Below are 18,052 nucleotides of genomic sequence, written 5' to 3' on the forward strand. Positions count from 1 at the left end.
GAGGATGTGGCCGAAGAGTGCAGAAGCGATGTGAGGCTTGGGGCATTGGATGAATGAATATTCGATTTAACATAATATATATCGTATCTAGTTAAGCAGAGACTCGGGATTCGTCGTCATGACCCGGATACCCGCCTCCAGCTTGCCCAAACCTTCAAGTCCATGTACCGCAACCTCGGCATGGATTTACCCGCCTGCGCGAAGTTTCTTCACGTCACCGAGCGCACTTTACGTAATTGGGAGTCTGGCAAGCACGACATCCCATACGCGGCGTACAGGCTCCTAAGGCTCACGAATCGCATGGAGCTACCCGGCGATTCGTGGGCTGGATGGAGCTTCTATGGCGGCAAGCTGATCTCGCCTGAAGGCCGAGTTTTCGTCGGAACGGATAGTGCCTGGTGGTCGTTGCTGATCCGCCGAGCGACGAAGAATGACCGGGAGGCCAGCGCTGCGCGCACGGCCAGCGCACCGCCGGTGCAGCGCGAGCGCGCCGAAGGGGCGCTGGCCGGGAGCGTAGCGCGGTGTCCCACGGCCTTGGACGTGGGACGGCGCGAAGCGCCGGCCCTAGATTTATCCCATAAACACTTTAGAACAGGAAATTCAGAAACCGTATGGGATGTGGGCTCCGTTGCTACCAAAAGTGCAGCAAATGAGGTGCCGTTTCGTCAAAGGATTGCTCATGAGTCGTAGCAAGGAAAAGGTCTATCCGGTGCACATCTGCGTGGTCGATCCGACGCAGGTGCAACCCGTCTTCTTCACGGTTCGTGGAGAACGATGGGTCAAGGATCGCGATGGCGCTAGGCCTGTAGAGGCTAGGCCACTAACACTGCTGGAAAAGCTTGCGATGCGGGCTGGTGGTGAGGCGGCTAAGGCCGTGGCTACTGCTGTGCCTGCAAAACGGGGGCGTGGACGTCCTCGGAAGGGTGCTCCATGAGCACCCACGCCCTCGCCCTGCTAGCGGCCTATGTGGTCGTTTTAGCGGCTCTCTGGGGCATGCCAAAACCCGCCCTTGAGGCTGGGAAAACTAGTCGAGCTGAGCAGGGGCGGCAACCCCTAAACAGCTCTAACCACAACCAAGTGAAAGAGGCACTCAATCATGGCTATGCAAAATTCTAGCGCCGCATCCGTCAAGGTTGTCGATCGCATCGGCGATCTAGGCAAATCTCTGGAAGAGTTCATTGCAAACGTTCTTGCAGCCGAAGCTCAGGGCCATCACATCGTTGTTCGCGATGGAAGCTTTGACACCACTACCTCAAGTGGCCAGGTAGTAGTAGGGCTTCTAAGGGGTGTCCAAATGGCCGTAGACGGGGTGAAGAAATGAGCCGCTTCACCGACGACCTGTGCCGCCATTGGCTCGGCCAGAACGGCACCTCAGCGCCCTCCTCTCAACGCTCACGCTACCGCCAAGGGGGTATGGGGGGCGTGCCCCCCATGGTGACGGCGGCGCTAAAACCTGCGCGGGGATATTCGCGTGGCACGGTGGCAGCAAACGACGAATCGTATTCGCGCCCTGATAAACAGGGTTCCGATTATGGTGACGGCACCTAAGTTAATCGAACCCCTTTTTTTATTTACAAAGGAAGATTATTATCTGGAGCCAAGAAGATAATGACCTATACATCGTATCTACTACGCTCGGCCAAATAAAACGAGTTCCATCAACTCGCTGTTTCTTCTGTGGATCAAGTTGTCAGGTCCCGGATGATTGCGCACGTTCTTTTCAAACAATTTTGGATGTGACGCCTGCCATCGCTTGAGGGCCTGAACGGGCGTTTCATGCCGCAGAGCTTTCTGTGGAATCTGCTGGTTGTACAGCCACACAAAGCGATGAAGCGTCTTCTCTAGATCCTCTGCACTGTTGAAGTGATGCGTGCGCAGCACTTGGCTGAGCCTTCCGTTGAAGCGCTCCACCATTCCGTTGGTACGTGGCGTTCTGGGCCGTGTGAGTCGGTGCTCTATACCGAGTTCCTTGCACAGTAAATCAAACTCGTGATCACCGCTTGGTTGCTTCTCGTGCTTGCCAAACAGACGATCCGAGAACTCTTTGCCGTTATCTGTGAGGATCGTGCGAATCTTGAAGCAAGCAGCTTTCTTCAGGGTCGCCAAAAACGCGTGCGCAGCCGCTGCCGTCTTGTATTGCTTGATCTGGATGAACACCCAACGCGTAGCTCGGTCAATGGCAACAAAGACATATCGGCGCTTGTTCTCATCCTGCATCTGGGGCAGGTACTTCACATCAATGTGCACATAGCCCGGCTCATAGGCTTTGAACGGTTTGCTTTCGTGCTCGGCTCGAACGGCCGTGGGTAAGCGCGAATGTCCTCGGCGACGCAGCAATCGATCCAGCGCCGAGCGGCTCATCGCAGGTTCAATGAATTCGTGAACGACTGCCAGCAAATCATCCAGAGGCAGCAGCAGTTGAGATCGCAGATAGATCACCAGCTCTTCCTGCGCTGCGTTGAGCGTTGTCTGCAGGTGATGAGCGGTATGGCTTTCATCCTGCACGCTTGTGCGATGGCGCCACTTGCGCACCGTACCAAGTCCAATGCCATATTGCTGCGCAAGCTCGTGGTCGGACGCACTCGATTGCTGCAGCGCCAGGCGAATCGCTGGCGTGGTGGTTGCGTTCTTGTGCAATGAGATCAGCATGGCGTCTCTCCTGTCTCGATGCGCCATGTTGCCACAACCGCTTTGAGTACCTCTCGGCTGAACAGTAGCGGACGCTTGGTTTTTACGATCCAATCATCCGGGACCTGACATCAAGTCACTTACTTCAAACCCGGGGCGATTCAACTTTCTCGCCTGTCCTATAGGAACAAATTCTTGAATCCTGTTTAGGGTGAAGTTTCGCCCTGCCATCCACAAATATTTACCGTGTCTCGCGAACTGGAATCACATCGCTGGTGCCAAAACGGCCTCCACCGCTTTGCCCGCTCCCGACTGCCACAGCAGCCAGTTTCGACGCGGCAGACCTTGTGGCCGAAACCGAGGCAAACGGGCCGATCTTGTCCATGCCGTCGCGAAAATTCTTGGGCGTAGGGGACATGTAGGCCATCACATATCCGACGCCTTCTGGCCCCGTAGCTTCCACTGCCCACTTGGGCCGAGGAAAACGATGGACTCCTGCACTCACGTAGTTGTTGGTGTCCATGTCATTCGGGAAAAGCACATCGAAGGTTTTGCCATCCGACCCAATGTGCAGGAGATACAGATAGCCCGCCTGTGGGGTCGAAATAGAGAAGTCGAGACGATCTCGCCTGGAAATACTCAGTTGTGTCTGCGATAGATTGAGTACCATGTTCATGGTCGGGTCCGACGCTGCGCGAAGGGCCGCCAATGTGCGTTCTGGCTGAACTGGTGTTGTGGTCACAGATGCTGTGTTGAATCCCACCGGTAGTTGGATGTTACCGATGAGAGTGACCGTCTGCTGCTTTCTGGAAACCCCGTTGATGCGCGTCTGCGCACATTGCCTCAGTTCTTCACCACTCAAAAATCCGTCTCTGTTCGTATCGGTCTGGGCATTCTCAAGACACTGCGCCCAGGCCACAGTCGCTGTACTGCCCTTTGAGCTGGCATAGGACAATTCTCGATCAGACGATGCCGCGATATAGAGAACTTGAAGCTCCTGTCTGCTGGCTCGTTCTGCAAAACTGCGTGTCATCTTGTTGACGGCATCTCCACATGCGTAGCCATCCGCTCCACCTGCAGACTTGATCGTTCCCGTGTAACTCTTGGCGACTTCGCCTGAAGATGAACCCGCATCCTTGGTTGCTGCACCGCCTGAAAAACACGAGTCATTCATGAAGATCACTTGCGCGGCTTTGCCTGCCAGTCGATCCAGATCGTCCTGCAGTTGCTGATCGAAATAGAGACTTCCGTCATGAGCCACCATCCCCTCGCTGCACTTTCCCCCTGCCGCATCCACCTGCCCTCCGTGCCCGGAGTAATAAATGAACACCCGGTCTCCACTTTGGACGCGTCCCACCAATTGGCCTACCGCAAGCTTCATCCCTTCCAGCGTCAGATCACGGTTCTTGACTTCTACGATGTTGTTGTCAGCCACCCCCATGCTTCGCGCAATTCCACGTGCCAGCGCGGCATCCTTGTCGATGCCAGGAAGGTTCTGCCTCGCATCGGCATATTCACCGACCCACATGATGAGCGCATGATTCTCAGCCCTTGCTCCACCGACAAGTGTGCACAAAACGGCAGCAGCGCAAGCAGCAGCGCGAAGCGAGCCCACGCGCATCGTTGAAAAAGTGGAACGGAACATATTCATCCCTCAAAAGTGAACATTGACAAAGACAGTGGATTGCAAACACCAACAACCGAAAAAACACTCTGCACTCAACAGACGCAAAGCGTCGAAAAACGTCAGTTCGTCCGAGACTATTTGGCCTCCACACGCAGCTCCGTGCGCGCATAGCTCAATAGTCCCTTGTTGGACTGCACCATACGTTCAAGCTCCAGCAGACTCGGATCTCCAGGAGCGATATCCGTGCGCTTGACCCAGCGAGCCATCTCAGCCGGCATCTGGTCGAAGGCGAACAACAATTGCACATCCATTCCGAGCGGCTCCTGCACCTGAATGCGTTCATTCGGTCGATCTCCCGGAATCGCCCGCGCAGTGCCCGCAGGTATTGCTGCCAGCTCCTGTGGGAAATACGGGTACAGCACGCTCACCTTGCCCACCGAATCCACGTTCAACAGCAGCACGAATGCATCGCGATCGGGACGGACCACAAAGTGCAGCATGTCCCCAATCCGGAAATTCCCACCCAGCGCTGCGGGTGCTATTTCAGCGGGCAACACCGCTCTGCGCGATTGAATGGCCATAGCATCCATGCGCTCTACCCAAGCCATCTGCTGAACCGTACCAAGCAGCCTTCCGACATCGTCTCTGGATGCACTGGAAACGAGGTCGCCACCCTGAGTCGCCAACTGAAACGAGCGCTGATCCCGGCTCAACGCCAGACGCAACATTGCAGGAGATGCTGCATCCGTCACGCTCACATCGGGGATGGCCAGAATGCGTCTGACCACATCTTCCGTGATCCCGGCATGAACGGCCACACCAAAAGGCCGGCGCACCACGACCGACGGCACGCCCACCACCGCCGCGCCACTCAAGAGCGCGCGCTGTCCGGTCGCGTGGGCATCATCACGCACGCTTGGCAAACGCTGAGGGGTATGCCCATAGGCACGTTGCGCCATGAACGTCGCTACCGCCTGATGCACCTCGTGCAAACTTGCGACCCCATCTCCATTGGCGTCCACTGGCAATTGGCCATTGAGCACACGCAACAACGCATCCGTCATGGCACCGTGGGCCTTGCCATCCACGGTGGGAAACTTGCTCACATAGCCTGCAGGGATATCCTTGGCCGCTTCTCCTTCTGCGCCTGCCGCCAGAAACACCACATTGCGATACGGCCAATCCTGGTTCTGCTGCAAATTCTGCTGAAACCGCTGACGCACATCGGTCATCAGGCTCTGGGCTGCAGCCTGCCGAAGCGGCACCATGCGTGAGGGCAGCCCCTCGCTGGTGAACGAGCGCACCTGTTGACCGGAATAACACGAGTCCGACACGAACCACACCTTGCGTCCGCCCTTGTCCAACTGATCGAACACCGGGCGCAGATCAGTCCGTCCGACAATCAATTGATTGAGCACGTTGGGGCTTCCCAATTGCGCATCAATCGGAATGAACGCACCACTACCGTGCGGAAGCGGCAATCCCAGCGCAGGATCCAAAGCACTTGTGCCGTGGCCTGAGAAGTAGACCAAAACTTCATCGTCTGCCTGGGTACGCTGCATCAGGCCCTGCAGCGCCTGAAGAATTTCCTTGCGCGTTGCGGCTTGGTCCACGAGAACCTGAACATTCGCCGGTGCGTAGCCCCAACGCTGCACCAACACCTGACGCAATGCCTCGACATCATTGGCAGGCCCTTGCAGACGATTCTCGGGATCTGGGTATTGCCCGACGCCCACGAGCAGTGCCACTTTGTTGGGAGCTGCATGCGTCAGAGCTGCCAACATGGAGAACGTCAGCGCCAAACCTGAGTGTCTGAGCGCTCTGAGCAGTTGAATGAAGCAGTTGGTCATGGCATTGCAATTTCGTGGTGCGGCGAGGTGAGGACTAATTTGTATAGTCCTCCATGGGCTTGTCGTTGGGTGAGCTCCACGCAGACTGCGTGGACGCCGACAGAGGCAATCCCACTCTTTCATTGGATGGGGGAATCGGTTTCATGAACCACTTGTCGTACAACAGCCAAAGACTGCCATCCGCAATTTGGCGTTTGATGGAGTCGTCCACCATCTTCTTGAAGGCCGCATCATCCTTGCGCAGCATGCAGGCAATGGGTTCATGGGCGAACGTGTCGGCCAGAATCTTGTAGCCAGCGGGATTGGCGGATCGCGAGATGAACCGTGCCAAGATACTGCTGTCCATCACAAAGGCATCAGCACGCCCCATTTCGAGAAGTCCGAATGAATCACTGTGGTCCTTGCCCGACAGCTCCTTGAAGTCGACGCCGACTGCACGCGGATGCCTCCTCAACTGCGCCAAGGACATGGTCCCCAATGTGCCCGCAACTGTCCGTCCATTGAGCTCCTTGATGGACGTGATGCCCGAACTGAGCTTGACTGCAATACTCTGCTCTTCAACGAATGTAGTCACGGCAAACGCCACGTCCCTCTGCCTCGTCCTGTTGTTGGTCGTTGATCCGCACTCGATGTCGATCGTGCCATTCATAACCAGGGGAATGCGATTCTGCGACGTCACCGGCTGATACTTGATATCCAACTTCGGCATCCCGAGCGACTTCTGGATATCACGCAGAACGATTTCACCCATCTCCGTGTGGAACCCCGTATATTTCCCATTGCCCAACGTGTAGCTCAAGCCTGCGGCTTCACGCACACCAAGGGTTATGGCTCCTGACTCCTTGACCTTGGCAAGGGTGCCACTCAATTGCATGACGGGTGCCACGGGCGCTGTGCTTGGTGCGGTTGGTGCGGTCGGCGTAGCCACCACAGGTCTATCCGTTACCACTGGATTGGTGCGCGGCGTCAGGCTAGAGACTGAAATCCGTGCCACGCTCGCATAACGGCCATTGGGATATTCATTGAGAAAGGCGGTGTATGCCTCCAGCGTGTTGGAGCGCCGAGTGATGTCCCACGCAATGGCCTCTGGATCAACGCGTTCCACATTTCCCGTGGGGACAGGTGCCACACTGGCTACCTGAGTTGCCTGCCCGGCCAGATACAGCCGGTCAGTGATGCTCATCTCGCTGATGCGCGGCTCCTGCTTGCCATTGCTCAGTTGCCGAACCTCAGCTGTGGTGTTGCGGAACACATCCATCAATTCCAGACCTGGCTTCTGCAGCTCCCGAGCCAATACCTTGGCATAGTCCCCGTTGTCACTGGCCGTGGTGTTGGGTGCGGTTGCAAACGCCACCATCGTGCCCGTGGGTGCATCCATGCGCCCCAGGCCTTTCGTTCCACTGCGCGTGGTCGAGGCCAGCGGATTGTCCCGGCACGCATCCAACACCAGGATCGCAGCCTTGGGACGCGCCCCCTGGATTTGCCTCAGCACCGAATTGGCGGAAACCGCTTCCACCTCGTAATCACTTTCCTTGTCGATCGTCGCGCCAACGGGCACGAGGTAGTTTTCACCACCGGCCTGCGTGCCATGTCCGCTGTAGTACATGAACGCGACATCGGCCCCTTGAGCAGCCGTACCAAAGTCCCGCACCGCACGCTTCATCTGGTTTTGGTTGGCGTTGAGCACTTTCTGTACTGTGAACCCCAGCTTGTTCAGTGCTGTCTCCATCGCTGCAATATCATTGGGAGGATTGGTCAAGCGGCCCACACTGTAGTTGGCGTTTCCAACGAGCAGCGCCACGCGGCGAGCGTGGGCTGGGGCGATGCAGATCAGCAAGGCCAGGCACAGAAGATGCCATGGCCTTACCGCTGAACAACTGGTTAAGGCGATTCGGCGCATAAGTTTCCATCTCCCCGCTCAGCGTGATCGCCGCTTTTCACATGCCGCATTGTTTAATTTCAGAAAATTCCAAGGCATAAATTTCACCGAAAATTGATTTCATGGATTAATGGAAATCTTGAAATCCTCGTACCTCGTAGTCATTCGGGATCCATAATCCCCTTCAGCAATAATAATATTGCGAAATTGCGTATCTGGAAATATGAAGACCGCTGACCGAGAATCGTAAACACCTAGCGCACTCAAAAATTGGCCGTAATCCTCTATGTAATGATCAATTTGGTTATCAAAAGAGTGTGTTTTTCCTACCATCGTATAACCCCCTTTGCAACGAATCGTCCAGGCCTTTCCAGTCAAAGCGTGATAAAGCTCGGACGCTGCACGCGCGCCCGTCACTGTGCATTCACGCTCATTCTGGCTATCATAATTTCGATCGCTCAAATAGGCTATTCGGCTGCGCCATGTGAATCGAGCGCCTTCTCGCATTGGAAAAATACTACCATTCAACTCCAAGTCTTCAATCCGAGTATCGAATTTTCCGCCAATATATCCACCGAGATACAAACCACCGCAGTGAGCACTGGATATTGATGCTTGCACTCCATCAAATTTAGTTTCCTTACTCGCATCTATACACCCCAATCCGGAAGCTCGAATATTCCAATTTTCTCTTTGCACGTGTGCTGCTGGTTTAGGAATTGTTCTGCTTTTTGCACCAATATATTCCGTATCCTTTATCGATTGAAACTGGACATTGATTCCAACAGTTGCTGGTATGTTTCGAAAATTTTCGGATTCACGAATGGTTCGAACTATTTTGTCGCTGAGCTGGTATTTGGCAATGAGGTCGGCGGGTATTTCGACAGGCCCCGATCTCTTGGCCAGCGGGACCAACGTTTGTTGTACAGGGGCTGCCACCACTGGTGCAGTCACTGCTGGAGTTCCCTCTCCCATTCCAATGCGCGCCGCACTCGCATAGCGCCCCGACGGAAAATCCGTCAAATAGGCGCGATACGCCGCAGGTGTATTGGCAGTCTTGGCAGCAGCCCAGGCTTCGTCTTCCGGATTGCTTGTGCTCGGTCGGTTTGTTGGCACAGGTGCAATGCTGGCCAGTTGAGTGCTCGGCTCTTCTTTCTGCGCTCCCTCTTTGAGCACAAACCTTCCGCGCAGACCCACGTCCTCACGAGGCTTCTGTTTCCCGCCCGTGAGCCGCTCCACCTCTGTGGCAGTGCGGTCAAACACCTCGCGCACATCCAAACCTGGAATGGACAACTGTTTGGCCAATTGTTCTGTGTAGACCCCGTTCTTGCCCATGCCGTCGTCGGCCACGCTGCCGGGGTTGGTGGCATAGGCCACGATGGAGCCTGTGGGCACGCTCATACGGCCCAGACCACGGCTGCTGCTACGCGAGGCCCCGGCGTATGGGCTGTCACGGCACGCATCCAGAATGACCAGCCCTACCCTGGCCTTGGCGTCTTCGATTCGGCGCAGCACGCTGTTGGCGTCTACTGCTTCGTCCAGCACATCGCTTTCCGCACGGATTTGGGCGCTCAGTGGAATCAGGAAATTGCTGCCTGCCACCTGCGTGCCGTGGCCTGCAAAATAGAACAGCGCCACATCCGCATTGGCCGCCTTGGCCTCGAATTCGCGCAGTGCTGCCAACATGCCTCTGCGGTCGGCATTGCGCACCAACGTCACATCGAATTTCAAATCCCGCAGCGTGCGCTGCATCAGCTCGGCATCGTTGACAGGGTTGCGCAGTGGTTTGTCTGCATAGGCCGCATTTCCGACAACCAAAGCAACCCGACGAGCGTGAGCTGGGGCAATGCATATCAGCAAGACGAGACACAGGCAATGCCATGGCCTCAAGTTCACACGGCTGAAAATGGGGATCGCATTCATGGTTGGCCTATTTCTTTTCTTGAGTCAGTTCAGCTTCGCAGCCGCCCATTTGTTCCATTCACTGTCAATGAATCGACGGAATCCGGCTGGTGTCTGGCGTTCATCCTTGACGACCATGCGACCTTGTTGCGCCATCTGACGCACGTAAGCTCCGTCTTCACTGACCTTCTTCAGGGCTTGGCTCAGGCGATCCAACGTGTCCGCAGACATTCCTTTGGGTGCAAACAGTCCAACCCATGCCGTGGTTTCGCCGGACACCGAAGCATTGATCACAGGCATTCCATTCAGTTGAGGCAACGGCGAACTCTTTGTGATGCCCAATACCTGCAGCTTTCCGGAACGCACATGCGACATAAGCGCATTGCTTGTGTCGCACATGATGTCAACACGTCCGGCGATCAGATCTGCAACCGCAGGCTCAGAGCCGCCTTTGTATGGGACATGCAGCACACGCGGATTCATGGCCCTCAACTCGCGCTCGCCACACAAGTGCGACAAGGTTCCAGAACCCGCACTCGCATAGGTTTGTGCTTGAGTGCCACTCCTGCCCGGACGAGAGACCACGAGCAAGGGCGACTCAGACAACAGCCCCAGTGCGTCGACATCCGAGCGTGTTTGATACGAGGCCGACGAATTCATCTGGGAGGTAGAGATGAAATACCCCGAGTTCACCATCAAGGTCAGCCCGTCAGGTGTACTGCTCATCAGCTTCTTGGTACCCGTGGCTCCCCATTCTCCTGGAACATTGCTCACTACCACCGTGGCACCCAGCGCTCGACTCAGCATGGGTGCGAGTGTCTTTGCCGTACTGTCCACCGGCCCTCCGGCAACAAATGGCACGATGAGCGTCATCTTCTTGCCGGCAAATACGGTGCTCGGAGCTGACGCCGCAGCCATCGCCACCGGAGCGTTGGGAGTTGGGTCCACTCGCGGAGCATGGGCCGCGACCTCGGACACTCCGGCCGGCACTGGCGCAACGCTGGCGACCTGCACCGCGGGTGCCATCTTGAAATAGAAATCGCCCTTCAGACTGCCTTCCACCCATGGCTCCTGCTGTCCTTTGCTGGCCTTTTCCACGGCGGCGGATACTCGCTTGAGCATCAATTCGATGGGCACTCCCGGCTCCTCGATGCTGCGCAATAGCTCCGTGGTGTACAGGCCGTTGTCGCCAGAGCCATCCGCCGCCACACTTCCTGGCCGGGTTGCAAAGTGCATCAGCGTGCCGCTGGGTGCGTCCTGAATGCGCGCCAATCCCCGTGTTCCGCTGCGAAAGCCACGTGCATAGGGATTGTTGCGACAGGCATCCAACAGCAGGATCTTCACGCCCGCCTTGGCTTCATCCAGACGATCCAGCAAGTTGCTCAGATTCAGGCTGTTGAGCGGCACATCTTCTTCACTCTGGATCTTGGCATCCACGGCTGGCAAGTAATTGCCCCCCTTGACTTGCACGCCATGGCCTGCATAGAACACCACCACGTCATCGCCCGGTCGAATCTTGCTGGCAAAGCTGTTGACGGTGCGACCGATGTCTTCGCGCTTGAGGTTTTCCACTTGCGTGACTTCGAAGTCCAAGCGCTGCAGCTTCGCCTGCATCGCACGTGCGTCATTCACTGGATTCTTGAGCAGGCTCTCCGCATAGGCAGCATTGCCCACAACCAAAGCGATCCGGCGAGCGTGGGCTGGGGCGATGCAGAGCAGCATAACCAGACATAGAAAATGCCACGGCTTTGCACTCCAACGGATGACTCTCGGGTTTTTGCTCATAGCCAGTGATTCTCCAAATTGTGCCCGCCGACTTCGCAAAGGTTTGAGCATCGGATCGCAAAAATCAGCACCAAGATTTTCATTTCATATTTATGGAACTGTTGTTATTCTGATATCTTCGTAATTCGTCTCTGCGACGTGTCCATATCCACTCCCAAGCAACTCCTCAATATTGCGATATTGCGGAGTAGGAAATACACGAGATTTGCTCTTCAAATCTTCGACCCCTAGTAACTCATCAAATTGACCCAAATCTTCAATATAATGTATTTTGTAATTCCTAGACCCGCTAGAATTCGATACTTCAACATCAATATCCCATGCCAAGCCTGTAAAATTCGCATGCAAGGCCGATGCAGCCCGACTGCCAGAAACAAAAAGCTTTTTGGCATAAAAACCACCAGTCGATCCGAGAATATGCGTCGTCATGCTGGCTCCCTGATGGATAGGAAACAAGCCTCCATCAATCTCTATATTTGATACCCCAGCAACAAGAACCCCCTTTGACAACCAGCCGATTCGCACCCCTCCACATTCAAAATATGTTTCATTGATACTTCCAACAGAAAAATCATCCGTTTTATGCAAAGTTGCTTCCACACAGCCATGCCCAGCAGGTTTCGATGTCAAATTAAACACATTTGTTGTTCTGGGTTTTTTAAATGCAAATTGTTCTTCGACATTTCTAATTGATTTATATCGCACTTGCACTTCCATTGGCGCAGGGATATTTTTAAAATACTCCGATTCTCGAATGAATTTCAACACCTTATCGCTAATCTGATATTTGACAATCAACTCTGCAGGTATTTCAACTGGCCCGGATTTTCTAGGTGTAGTCGCTTGAGCTGGTGGTGCAGCGACTGGGGAGGATGTGCTGGCACCGCCCATGGCAATCCGCGCCGCCCCGGCATAGCGCCCCAATGGAAACTCTGTCAAATACGCCCGATATGCCGCTGACGTATTGGCCGCCTTCGCAGCAGCCCAGGCTTCATCTTCCGGGTTGGGCGTATTCGAGCGACCTGTGGGCACAGGTGTGATGCTTGCCACTTGAGTGCCGGGCCCCGCTTTAAAGAAAAAGTTGCCCTTGATGCTGCCCTCGGACCACGGCTCCTGTTGGCCCTGACTGGCTGCTTCCACGCTGGCCGACACGTTCTTTAGCATCAGCTCCACCGGGGTGTTCGCAGTGTCGATGTGCTTGAGCAATTGGCTGGTGTACAGGCCATTGGCTCCGGTTCCGTCTGCGGCAACACTGCCGGGCCGTGTCGCGAAATGGATGAGCGTTCCACTGGGGGCATCCTGCACGCGCGCAAGGCCACGTGTGCCACTGCGAAAGCTGCGTGCATAGGGGTTGTTGCGGCAGGCATCGAGAAACAGGATCTTCAAACCCGCCTTGGCTTCATCCAGCCGTTCCATGAGGCTGTTGAGATTCAGGCTGTTGAGTGCCACATCTTCTTCGCCCTGAATATCCGCATCCACTGCGGGCAGGTAATTCACTCCTTTCACCTGCACGCCATGGCCTGCGTAGAACACCACCACGTCATCGCCCGGCTTCACGCTGTTGGCGAAGGTGGAGATGGTGCGGCCGATGTTCTGGCGCTTGAGGTTCTCCACCCGCTGCACGGTGAACCCCAGATCCGCCAGTTTCTTGTCCATGGCACGGGCGTCATTGACCGGGTTGCGCAATGGGCCGTCGGTATAGGCGGCGTTACCGATGACCAGAGCCACTCGGGCGGCATTGGCCTCATCGGCAAGTGATGACAGACCTATCGCCAAGCTAAGGCATGCAAGCTGCCAAACACTCTTGCTTAAACGAGTCGCGGCTGAGAATTTGTGCATGACCGGAATCTTTCTCAAGACTGGAATTGCTTCATGAAAGACCATTTGTTCCATTCATCGGAGATGAACTGACTTTGACCCGACGGATTCACACGCGAGTCATTGATGACGGATCTACCCCGTTGCCCTAATTGCTGCACATAACCAGCGTCTTGCCCCGCTTTGATCAATGCTTGATTCAAACGTTTGACTACTGCTGCGGGCGTTCCCTTAGGTGCAAATAGGCCTGTCCAATCAGTGCCGCCTCCAGGCACCAGATTCACGCCGCTCAGCGAAGGCAGGCTGGAAGTCTTTGTGATACCGACTGCCTGCAGTTTTCCGGAACTGATGGATGGCAATAGCGAGGTCGCCGAATCACAAATAACATCAATGTGACCCGCCATCAAATCAGCCATACCGGGCCCAATTCCCCTGTATGGAACATGAAATGCTTGAGGACTCATTGACTTCAGCACGCTCGCGCCGCACAAATGCGAGCCCGTTCCTGTGCCCCCACTTGCATAGGTTTTGGCTTGCGCCGCATTCGTTCCTGGTCGAACTGCCACGACCCAAGGAGCTTCAGTCGCCATGCCAACCATTTCAAAACTCGAGCTTGGCTGGTAGCCCGTACTTTGCATCAAATGCGGGCTCACAACATACCCTGTGTTATGCAACATCAGTGTGAGTCCATCGGGGCTGCTGGACAAAAGCCGCTTCGTCCCTAAGACGCCACTGGCTCCCGGAACATTGTCCACAACCACCGCTGCTGCTAGATCTCTGGACAGCACCGAAGCAAGCGCTCGAGCATCAGAATCTATGGAGCTGCCTGCAGCAAAGGGTACGATGATCGTGATCGTTTTTCCATTGAACATTGCGGCTGTTGCGGGGTCAGCAGGCTCAGCAATTTGAGTGGCCGCCGGGGCTGCCGTTGGTACGGCAGCGGGCGCGGCGCTTGGTGTCAGGCCAGCCAGGGCCACTCGCGCAGTGCTGGCATAACGCCCACGGGGATACTCGCTGAGGTATGCGTTGTACATGGCCGCCGTATTGGCGCGCTGGGCCATCTCCCAGGCATCGATTTCTGGGTCGCGTTGTTCAGGAACGCCTGTGGGCACGGGCGTGATGCTCGCGACCTGCGTGCCAGAGCCCGCCTTGAAATAAAAGTCCCCTTTGAGACTCCCCTCCACCCAAGGTTCTTGCTGCCCCTTGCTGGCCTTTTCGACTGCGGCTGACACGCGTTTGAGCAGTTGTTCGATCGGTACGCCCGGCTCGTCGATGCTGCGCAGCAGCTCGGTGGTGTACAGCCCATTGCTGCCCGTGCCATCGGCGGCCACGCTGCCTGGGCGGGTGGCGAAGTGCATCAGCGTGCCGCTGGGGGCATCCTGCACGCGCGCCAGTCCTCGACTGCCGCTGCGGAAACTGCGCGCATATGGGTTGTTGCGACAGGCGTCGAGCAGCAGGATTTTCACTCCCGCTTTGGCTTCATCCAGACGTTCAAGCAGATTGCTCAGATTCAGACTGTTGAGCGGGACGTCTTCCTCGCTTTGGATCTCTGCATCCACAGCGGGCAGATAGTTGATCCCCTTGACCTGCACACCATGACCGGCATAGAACACGACGACTTCGTCGCCGGGCCGAATCTTGGTGGCAAAGCCATTGACGGTGCGGCCGATGTCTCGGCGCTTGAAGTTCTCCACTTGGGTCACTTCGAAGCCCAGCCGCTGAAGCTTGTTCTGCATGGCTCTGGCATCGTTCACCGGATTCTTGAGCGGACTATCGACATAGGATGCGTTGCCGACCACCAGCGCGAGTCGCGCCGCATGGGCAGGCAATACCACCAGCACGGCAAGCCCTGCCAGCAGCAGCGTTCTACCGTTCGCAGTCAGCAACGCTTTCAGTTGCGAGCGCAGCAAGTTTCGAGTTTTCATGGGGATGTCCTCTCTGTCCATATCTGTTGAGTGTTCGTTTTTGTGATTTGCAATTGCCTTGTCATGTCGGCTGAATGCTGACCATCAGCGGCCCCTGCTTGGGAAGCACCAGCCCAAAGGGCTGAAGAGCATTCATCACGGCGGAACGCTGCTCAGGTGCGACCTGCGCCTCCAGCAGGAAACCTTGCTGGTGATCTCGTACTTGCACCGTCACTCCCACCGCTTCGAGTGCCGTTTTCAGTTGCTGCATATGCTGCCGAGGGTCACTCACCAACTTGAGTTGAACGTTGGCACCCAGGTCTGGGCCAGTCTTGGGGGTTTCCGGCAGAGGAGTCTGCAAATGCTGCAGTGCAATCGGTACCGCCAATGCAATCAAAGCGATGCCCGCGACCACTGCATAGCGTGATCCGAATCCCGTGCCACTCGGTTGAAAGAGACGGTTGATCCAATCGCCAATGCTGAAACCACGTGTTGGCGTTTGGGTTGCTGGCAAAGACTTTGTGCTGCTGATGCCCGAGGCGCGCAGCTTGTTCAGCATGCGTACTTCGCTCTCCTGGCTGAGCGCAGAAGAGTCCTCTTGGGCGTTGCGCTGCACGAAATACTGCAGCAGACGAGAGGCTTGTGTTGAACTCATGGCTGGAGTTCCTATGCTCGATGGGTCGATATCACTGTCGTCGGACAGGCCCGCCAGTGCTGCCAACCATGCGCGCTCCGCTGGCGGAAGCTGCTGCAGATCCGCATGCTGACTGGGGATGGGGGGTGGCGCAGGAGACGACATACCAACCCCTCAATCCCTGCAGTGCTCAAAATAGTCGCGGGCCTTGCGAGTGGCCTCCAGGACTCGGTTGCGTGCAGCGGTTTCCTGTTTGGGCGTCGGTGGAGGGCTGGCACCGAACACCACCGCAATATCGGCTGCGGACTGTCCGCTGTACCACAGCCACAGCACATGGGCGCGATTCGGATCATCACGCTCAAGCTGGTGGGCTGCACGCTCGATGCAGAGCTTGAGCCAGCCGGGAGTCTCTGCGCTTTCTATGGACTCGACCATCACGTCGAGCACGTCGTCATTCAACAAAACTTCCAGCCGCTCCTGCCCACTGCCGCCGCGCTTCAGTGCTCCGCGCTCTCGCACCCAATCCACCAGCACGGATTGCACAATGGTCCACAGCCACACCACCGGGCGGATCTGCTCGTCGCACCGTGAACGGATAAATTTCATCCACACGTCGCTGAGCAGTTCCTCCGCATCACTTTCCGGCACCCGATGACGACGCAGAAAACCCATGACGCGGCTGCCCAACTGTCTGTGCAGGTGGAGCGCTGCTTGTTCCAGTTCGCCGCGCAGGACATGTTGCATCGCTTGCTCGGCAGCAAGCGAGTCGCGATCGGTGTGCCGCGAAGAGGGTGCCATGATGAATGCCGCTGAATGTCGTCTTTAATTGGCCCTGCGAATTTCCACTCGCCGATTCACCGCGGACTCCACCGCACCGAGTTGCAAAGGCTTGTCCGGACCAAAGCCATAGGCACCCAGTCGATCAGGCGCAACACCTTGCAGGATGAGGTGATTGCGCACCGCAATGGCGCGGGCACAGGAGAGTTGAAGGTTGGTGGCTCGGGACCCTGTAGCGTCGGTGTGTCCAGCCACGGCGACTCGGGCATTGGCCATGGATGGCGCTTTGAGCGCCGTTGCTAAATTGGCCAGCAGCACATTGCTGGTGGGCAGGATGCGATCAGATCCGGTCGCAAACTGAATGGACAGGTTGACCGATGGCGGTGGAGCCCCGCCCACATCACCTGCGTACACCACACTCAGATTGCGGCTGGTGGAACCCGCCGATGCAGCGGTGTCGCTGCCACCTGCCTCGGGACAGGCATGGGTTGCTGCATCGGGAGCCGCCGTGCGGCGAAAGGCTTTGGATGGCAGCCCTCCGTCTTCGTCACCACCCAGAGCAGAAATGAGCTCTTCGCTGGTCGCCGAAGAAACCAGACTTTGTGCTCCACTCGCAGTGACGCTGAACGCAAGTACCACGGGAAGCAAGCGCACAAGCGCGTGAATGAATTGCATGATCCTCTCCGTATTCGATCTATTTGTGAGGTGACGTCAGCGCGCCGTGATTTCTCGCAGGGTGGCCACCGCCGAGCCGTACGCTTGGGACACGCCAAACTGCCCTTGCACGACATCCGCCTGCAGCTTCAACAGATCCAGCGGCTGCGGCGTGACCACTGCAACCAAGTAACCGACACCAGCAGGCCCATACGCCTTCAATTGCCAACTCGCTCTGGGCAATCGGGTCACGCCGGACTGGATGTAATTGGCGCCATCCATGGAATTGGGGAAGACAACATTCAAAGTACGGCCATCTGTTGTGATCTGGTAGAGGTACAGATAGCCAGCTTGGTTGGTCCCCACCTCCACAGCGAGCGTTTGGCCGGTCACGACGGGATCCGGCTGCGTGATCATGCGTACCCCTGCATCGGGCTGAGCGCCTTGCACCAAAGCATCCATGCGCTGGAGCAACACGCTGCGATCCTGCTGCGGGGGGGAGGTCTGGCAACCCACTGCCACGAGGGTAGAAGCAACGAGCAATGTGAGTTGAGCGAGGCGGCGGTTGACTGAGTTCATTCGGTACATGGCAGT

Annotated in this window: 14 protein-coding genes and 1 pseudogene; 2 read left to right on the top strand and 13 right to left on the bottom strand. The window is 56.4% G+C overall.

Features of this window, described 5'->3' with window-relative positions:
* Nucleotides 1–180 precede the first annotated feature (180 nt).
* Together G7048_RS28795 and G7048_RS23615 are read left to right on the top strand one after the other, a co-directional pair.
* Complete coding sequence (locus G7048_RS28795) at nucleotides 181–690, top strand: VC1465 family Xer recombination activation factor (protein WP_371747715.1); 510 nt, start codon at nucleotides 181–183, stop codon at nucleotides 688–690.
* 406 nt (nucleotides 691–1,096) lie between these two features.
* The gene (locus G7048_RS23615) at nucleotides 1,097–1,321 is read left to right on the top strand and encodes a hypothetical protein (RefSeq protein WP_166070474.1); all 225 of its coding nucleotides are present in this window, start codon (nucleotides 1,097–1,099) and stop codon (nucleotides 1,319–1,321) included.
* Nucleotides 1,322–1,629: 308 nt separating this feature from the next.
* Here G7048_RS23615 and G7048_RS23620 read toward each other — a convergent pair whose 3' ends face one another.
* The 13 genes and pseudogenes from G7048_RS23620 to G7048_RS23675 form a co-directional block, all read right to left on the bottom strand.
* Nucleotides 1,630–2,649 carry an IS481 family transposase gene (locus tag G7048_RS23620; RefSeq protein ID WP_166070475.1) on the bottom strand — a complete coding sequence of 340 codons (1,020 nt, stop codon included), beginning with the start codon at nucleotides 2,647–2,649 and terminating at the stop codon, nucleotides 1,630–1,632.
* A gap of 220 nt (nucleotides 2,650–2,869) precedes the next feature.
* Entirely contained in the window at nucleotides 2,870–4,273 is a 1,404-nt protein-coding gene (locus G7048_RS23625; protein ID WP_166070476.1) for a caspase family protein, read from the bottom strand.
* 116 nt (nucleotides 4,274–4,389) lie between these two features.
* On the bottom strand, nucleotides 4,390–6,228 hold the full coding sequence (locus tag G7048_RS23630) for a caspase family protein (RefSeq protein WP_166070477.1): 1,839 nt from the start codon (nucleotides 6,226–6,228) through the stop codon (nucleotides 4,390–4,392).
* Nucleotides 6,140–6,979, bottom strand: coding sequence for an amino acid ABC transporter substrate-binding protein (locus G7048_RS28580; protein ID WP_240933365.1), 840 nt, complete (start codon nucleotides 6,977–6,979; stop codon nucleotides 6,140–6,142). Before G7048_RS28580 ends, G7048_RS23630 begins: the two co-directional genes overlap by 89 nt.
* A 345-nt stretch (nucleotides 6,980–7,324) precedes the next feature.
* Nucleotides 7,325–8,005 (bottom strand): annotated as a pseudogene (locus G7048_RS28585) (caspase domain-containing protein); the annotation flags it as partial.
* 99 nt (nucleotides 8,006–8,104) lie between these two features.
* Nucleotides 8,105–9,907 (bottom strand): caspase family protein, encoded by a 1,803-nt coding sequence (locus G7048_RS23640; protein ID WP_166070479.1) that lies wholly within the window; start codon nucleotides 9,905–9,907, stop codon nucleotides 8,105–8,107.
* A 24-nt stretch (nucleotides 9,908–9,931) separates the two neighbouring features.
* The gene (locus tag G7048_RS23645) at nucleotides 9,932–11,722 is read right to left on the bottom strand and encodes a tripartite tricarboxylate transporter substrate-binding protein (RefSeq protein WP_166070480.1); all 1,791 of its coding nucleotides are present in this window, start codon (nucleotides 11,720–11,722) and stop codon (nucleotides 9,932–9,934) included.
* 39 nt (nucleotides 11,723–11,761) lie between these two features.
* Nucleotides 11,762–13,564, bottom strand: coding sequence for a caspase family protein (locus G7048_RS23650; RefSeq protein WP_166070481.1), 1,803 nt, complete (start codon nucleotides 13,562–13,564; stop codon nucleotides 11,762–11,764).
* Nucleotides 13,525–15,414, bottom strand: coding sequence for a tripartite tricarboxylate transporter substrate-binding protein (locus tag G7048_RS23655; RefSeq protein ID WP_166070482.1), 1,890 nt, complete (start codon nucleotides 15,412–15,414; stop codon nucleotides 13,525–13,527). The genes G7048_RS23650 and G7048_RS23655 overlap by 40 nt, the downstream gene beginning before the upstream one ends.
* Before the next feature lie 61 nt (nucleotides 15,415–15,475).
* Nucleotides 15,476–16,114: a hypothetical protein gene (locus tag G7048_RS23660; protein WP_166070483.1), complete on the bottom strand. Its 639-nt coding sequence runs from the start codon at nucleotides 16,112–16,114 to the stop codon at nucleotides 15,476–15,478.
* Between the two features lie 87 nt (nucleotides 16,115–16,201).
* Nucleotides 16,202–16,825 carry a sigma-70 family RNA polymerase sigma factor gene (locus tag G7048_RS23665; RefSeq protein WP_166070484.1) on the bottom strand — a complete coding sequence of 208 codons (624 nt, stop codon included), beginning with the start codon at nucleotides 16,823–16,825 and terminating at the stop codon, nucleotides 16,202–16,204.
* A 24-nt stretch (nucleotides 16,826–16,849) separates the two neighbouring features.
* On the bottom strand, nucleotides 16,850–17,479 hold the full coding sequence (locus G7048_RS23670) for an OmpA family protein (RefSeq protein ID WP_166070485.1): 630 nt from the start codon (nucleotides 17,477–17,479) through the stop codon (nucleotides 16,850–16,852).
* Nucleotides 17,480–17,515: 36 nt separating this feature from the next.
* Complete coding sequence (locus G7048_RS23675; protein ID WP_166070486.1) at nucleotides 17,516–18,037, bottom strand: DUF4384 domain-containing protein; 522 nt, start codon at nucleotides 18,035–18,037, stop codon at nucleotides 17,516–17,518.
* Between the last annotated feature and the right edge of the window lie 15 nt (nucleotides 18,038–18,052).

Origin of the sequence: Diaphorobacter sp. HDW4B (assembly GCF_011305535.1) — a bacterium.
Lineage (GTDB): Bacteria > Pseudomonadota > Gammaproteobacteria > Burkholderiales > Burkholderiaceae_C > Diaphorobacter_A.

What these genes read in the sequence shown, in the direction of transcription:
- G7048_RS28795 (WP_371747715.1), top strand. Translation starts at nt 181, where the DNA reads ATGGATTTACCCGCCTGCGCGAAGTTTCTTCACGTCACCGAGCGCACT.
- G7048_RS23615 (WP_166070474.1), top strand. Translation starts at nt 1,097, where the DNA reads ATGGCTATGCAAAATTCTAGCGCCGCATCCGTCAAGGTTGTCGATCGC.
- G7048_RS23620 (WP_166070475.1), bottom strand. Translation starts at nt 2,649, where the DNA reads ATGCTGATCTCATTGCACAAGAACGCAACCACCACGCCAGCGATTCGC.
- G7048_RS23625 (WP_166070476.1), bottom strand. Translation starts at nt 4,273, where the DNA reads ATGTTCCGTTCCACTTTTTCAACGATGCGCGTGGGCTCGCTTCGCGCT.
- G7048_RS23630 (WP_166070477.1), bottom strand. Translation starts at nt 6,228, where the DNA reads ATGAAAGAGTGGGATTGCCTCTGTCGGCGTCCACGCAGTCTGCGTGGA.
- G7048_RS28580 (WP_240933365.1), bottom strand. Translation starts at nt 6,979, where the DNA reads ATGCAATTGAGTGGCACCCTTGCCAAGGTCAAGGAGTCAGGAGCCATA.
- G7048_RS23640 (WP_166070479.1), bottom strand. Translation starts at nt 9,907, where the DNA reads ATGAATGCGATCCCCATTTTCAGCCGTGTGAACTTGAGGCCATGGCAT.
- G7048_RS23645 (WP_166070480.1), bottom strand. Translation starts at nt 11,722, where the DNA reads ATGCTCAAACCTTTGCGAAGTCGGCGGGCACAATTTGGAGAATCACTG.
- G7048_RS23650 (WP_166070481.1), bottom strand. Translation starts at nt 13,564, where the DNA reads ATGGAACAAATGGTCTTTCATGAAGCAATTCCAGTCTTGAGAAAGATT.
- G7048_RS23655 (WP_166070482.1), bottom strand. Translation starts at nt 15,414, where the DNA reads ATGAAAACTCGAAACTTGCTGCGCTCGCAACTGAAAGCGTTGCTGACT.
- G7048_RS23665 (WP_166070484.1), bottom strand. Translation starts at nt 16,825, where the DNA reads ATGGCACCCTCTTCGCGGCACACCGATCGCGACTCGCTTGCTGCCGAG.
- G7048_RS23670 (WP_166070485.1), bottom strand. Translation starts at nt 17,479, where the DNA reads ATGCAATTCATTCACGCGCTTGTGCGCTTGCTTCCCGTGGTACTTGCG.
- G7048_RS23675 (WP_166070486.1), bottom strand. Translation starts at nt 18,037, where the DNA reads ATGAACTCAGTCAACCGCCGCCTCGCTCAACTCACATTGCTCGTTGCT.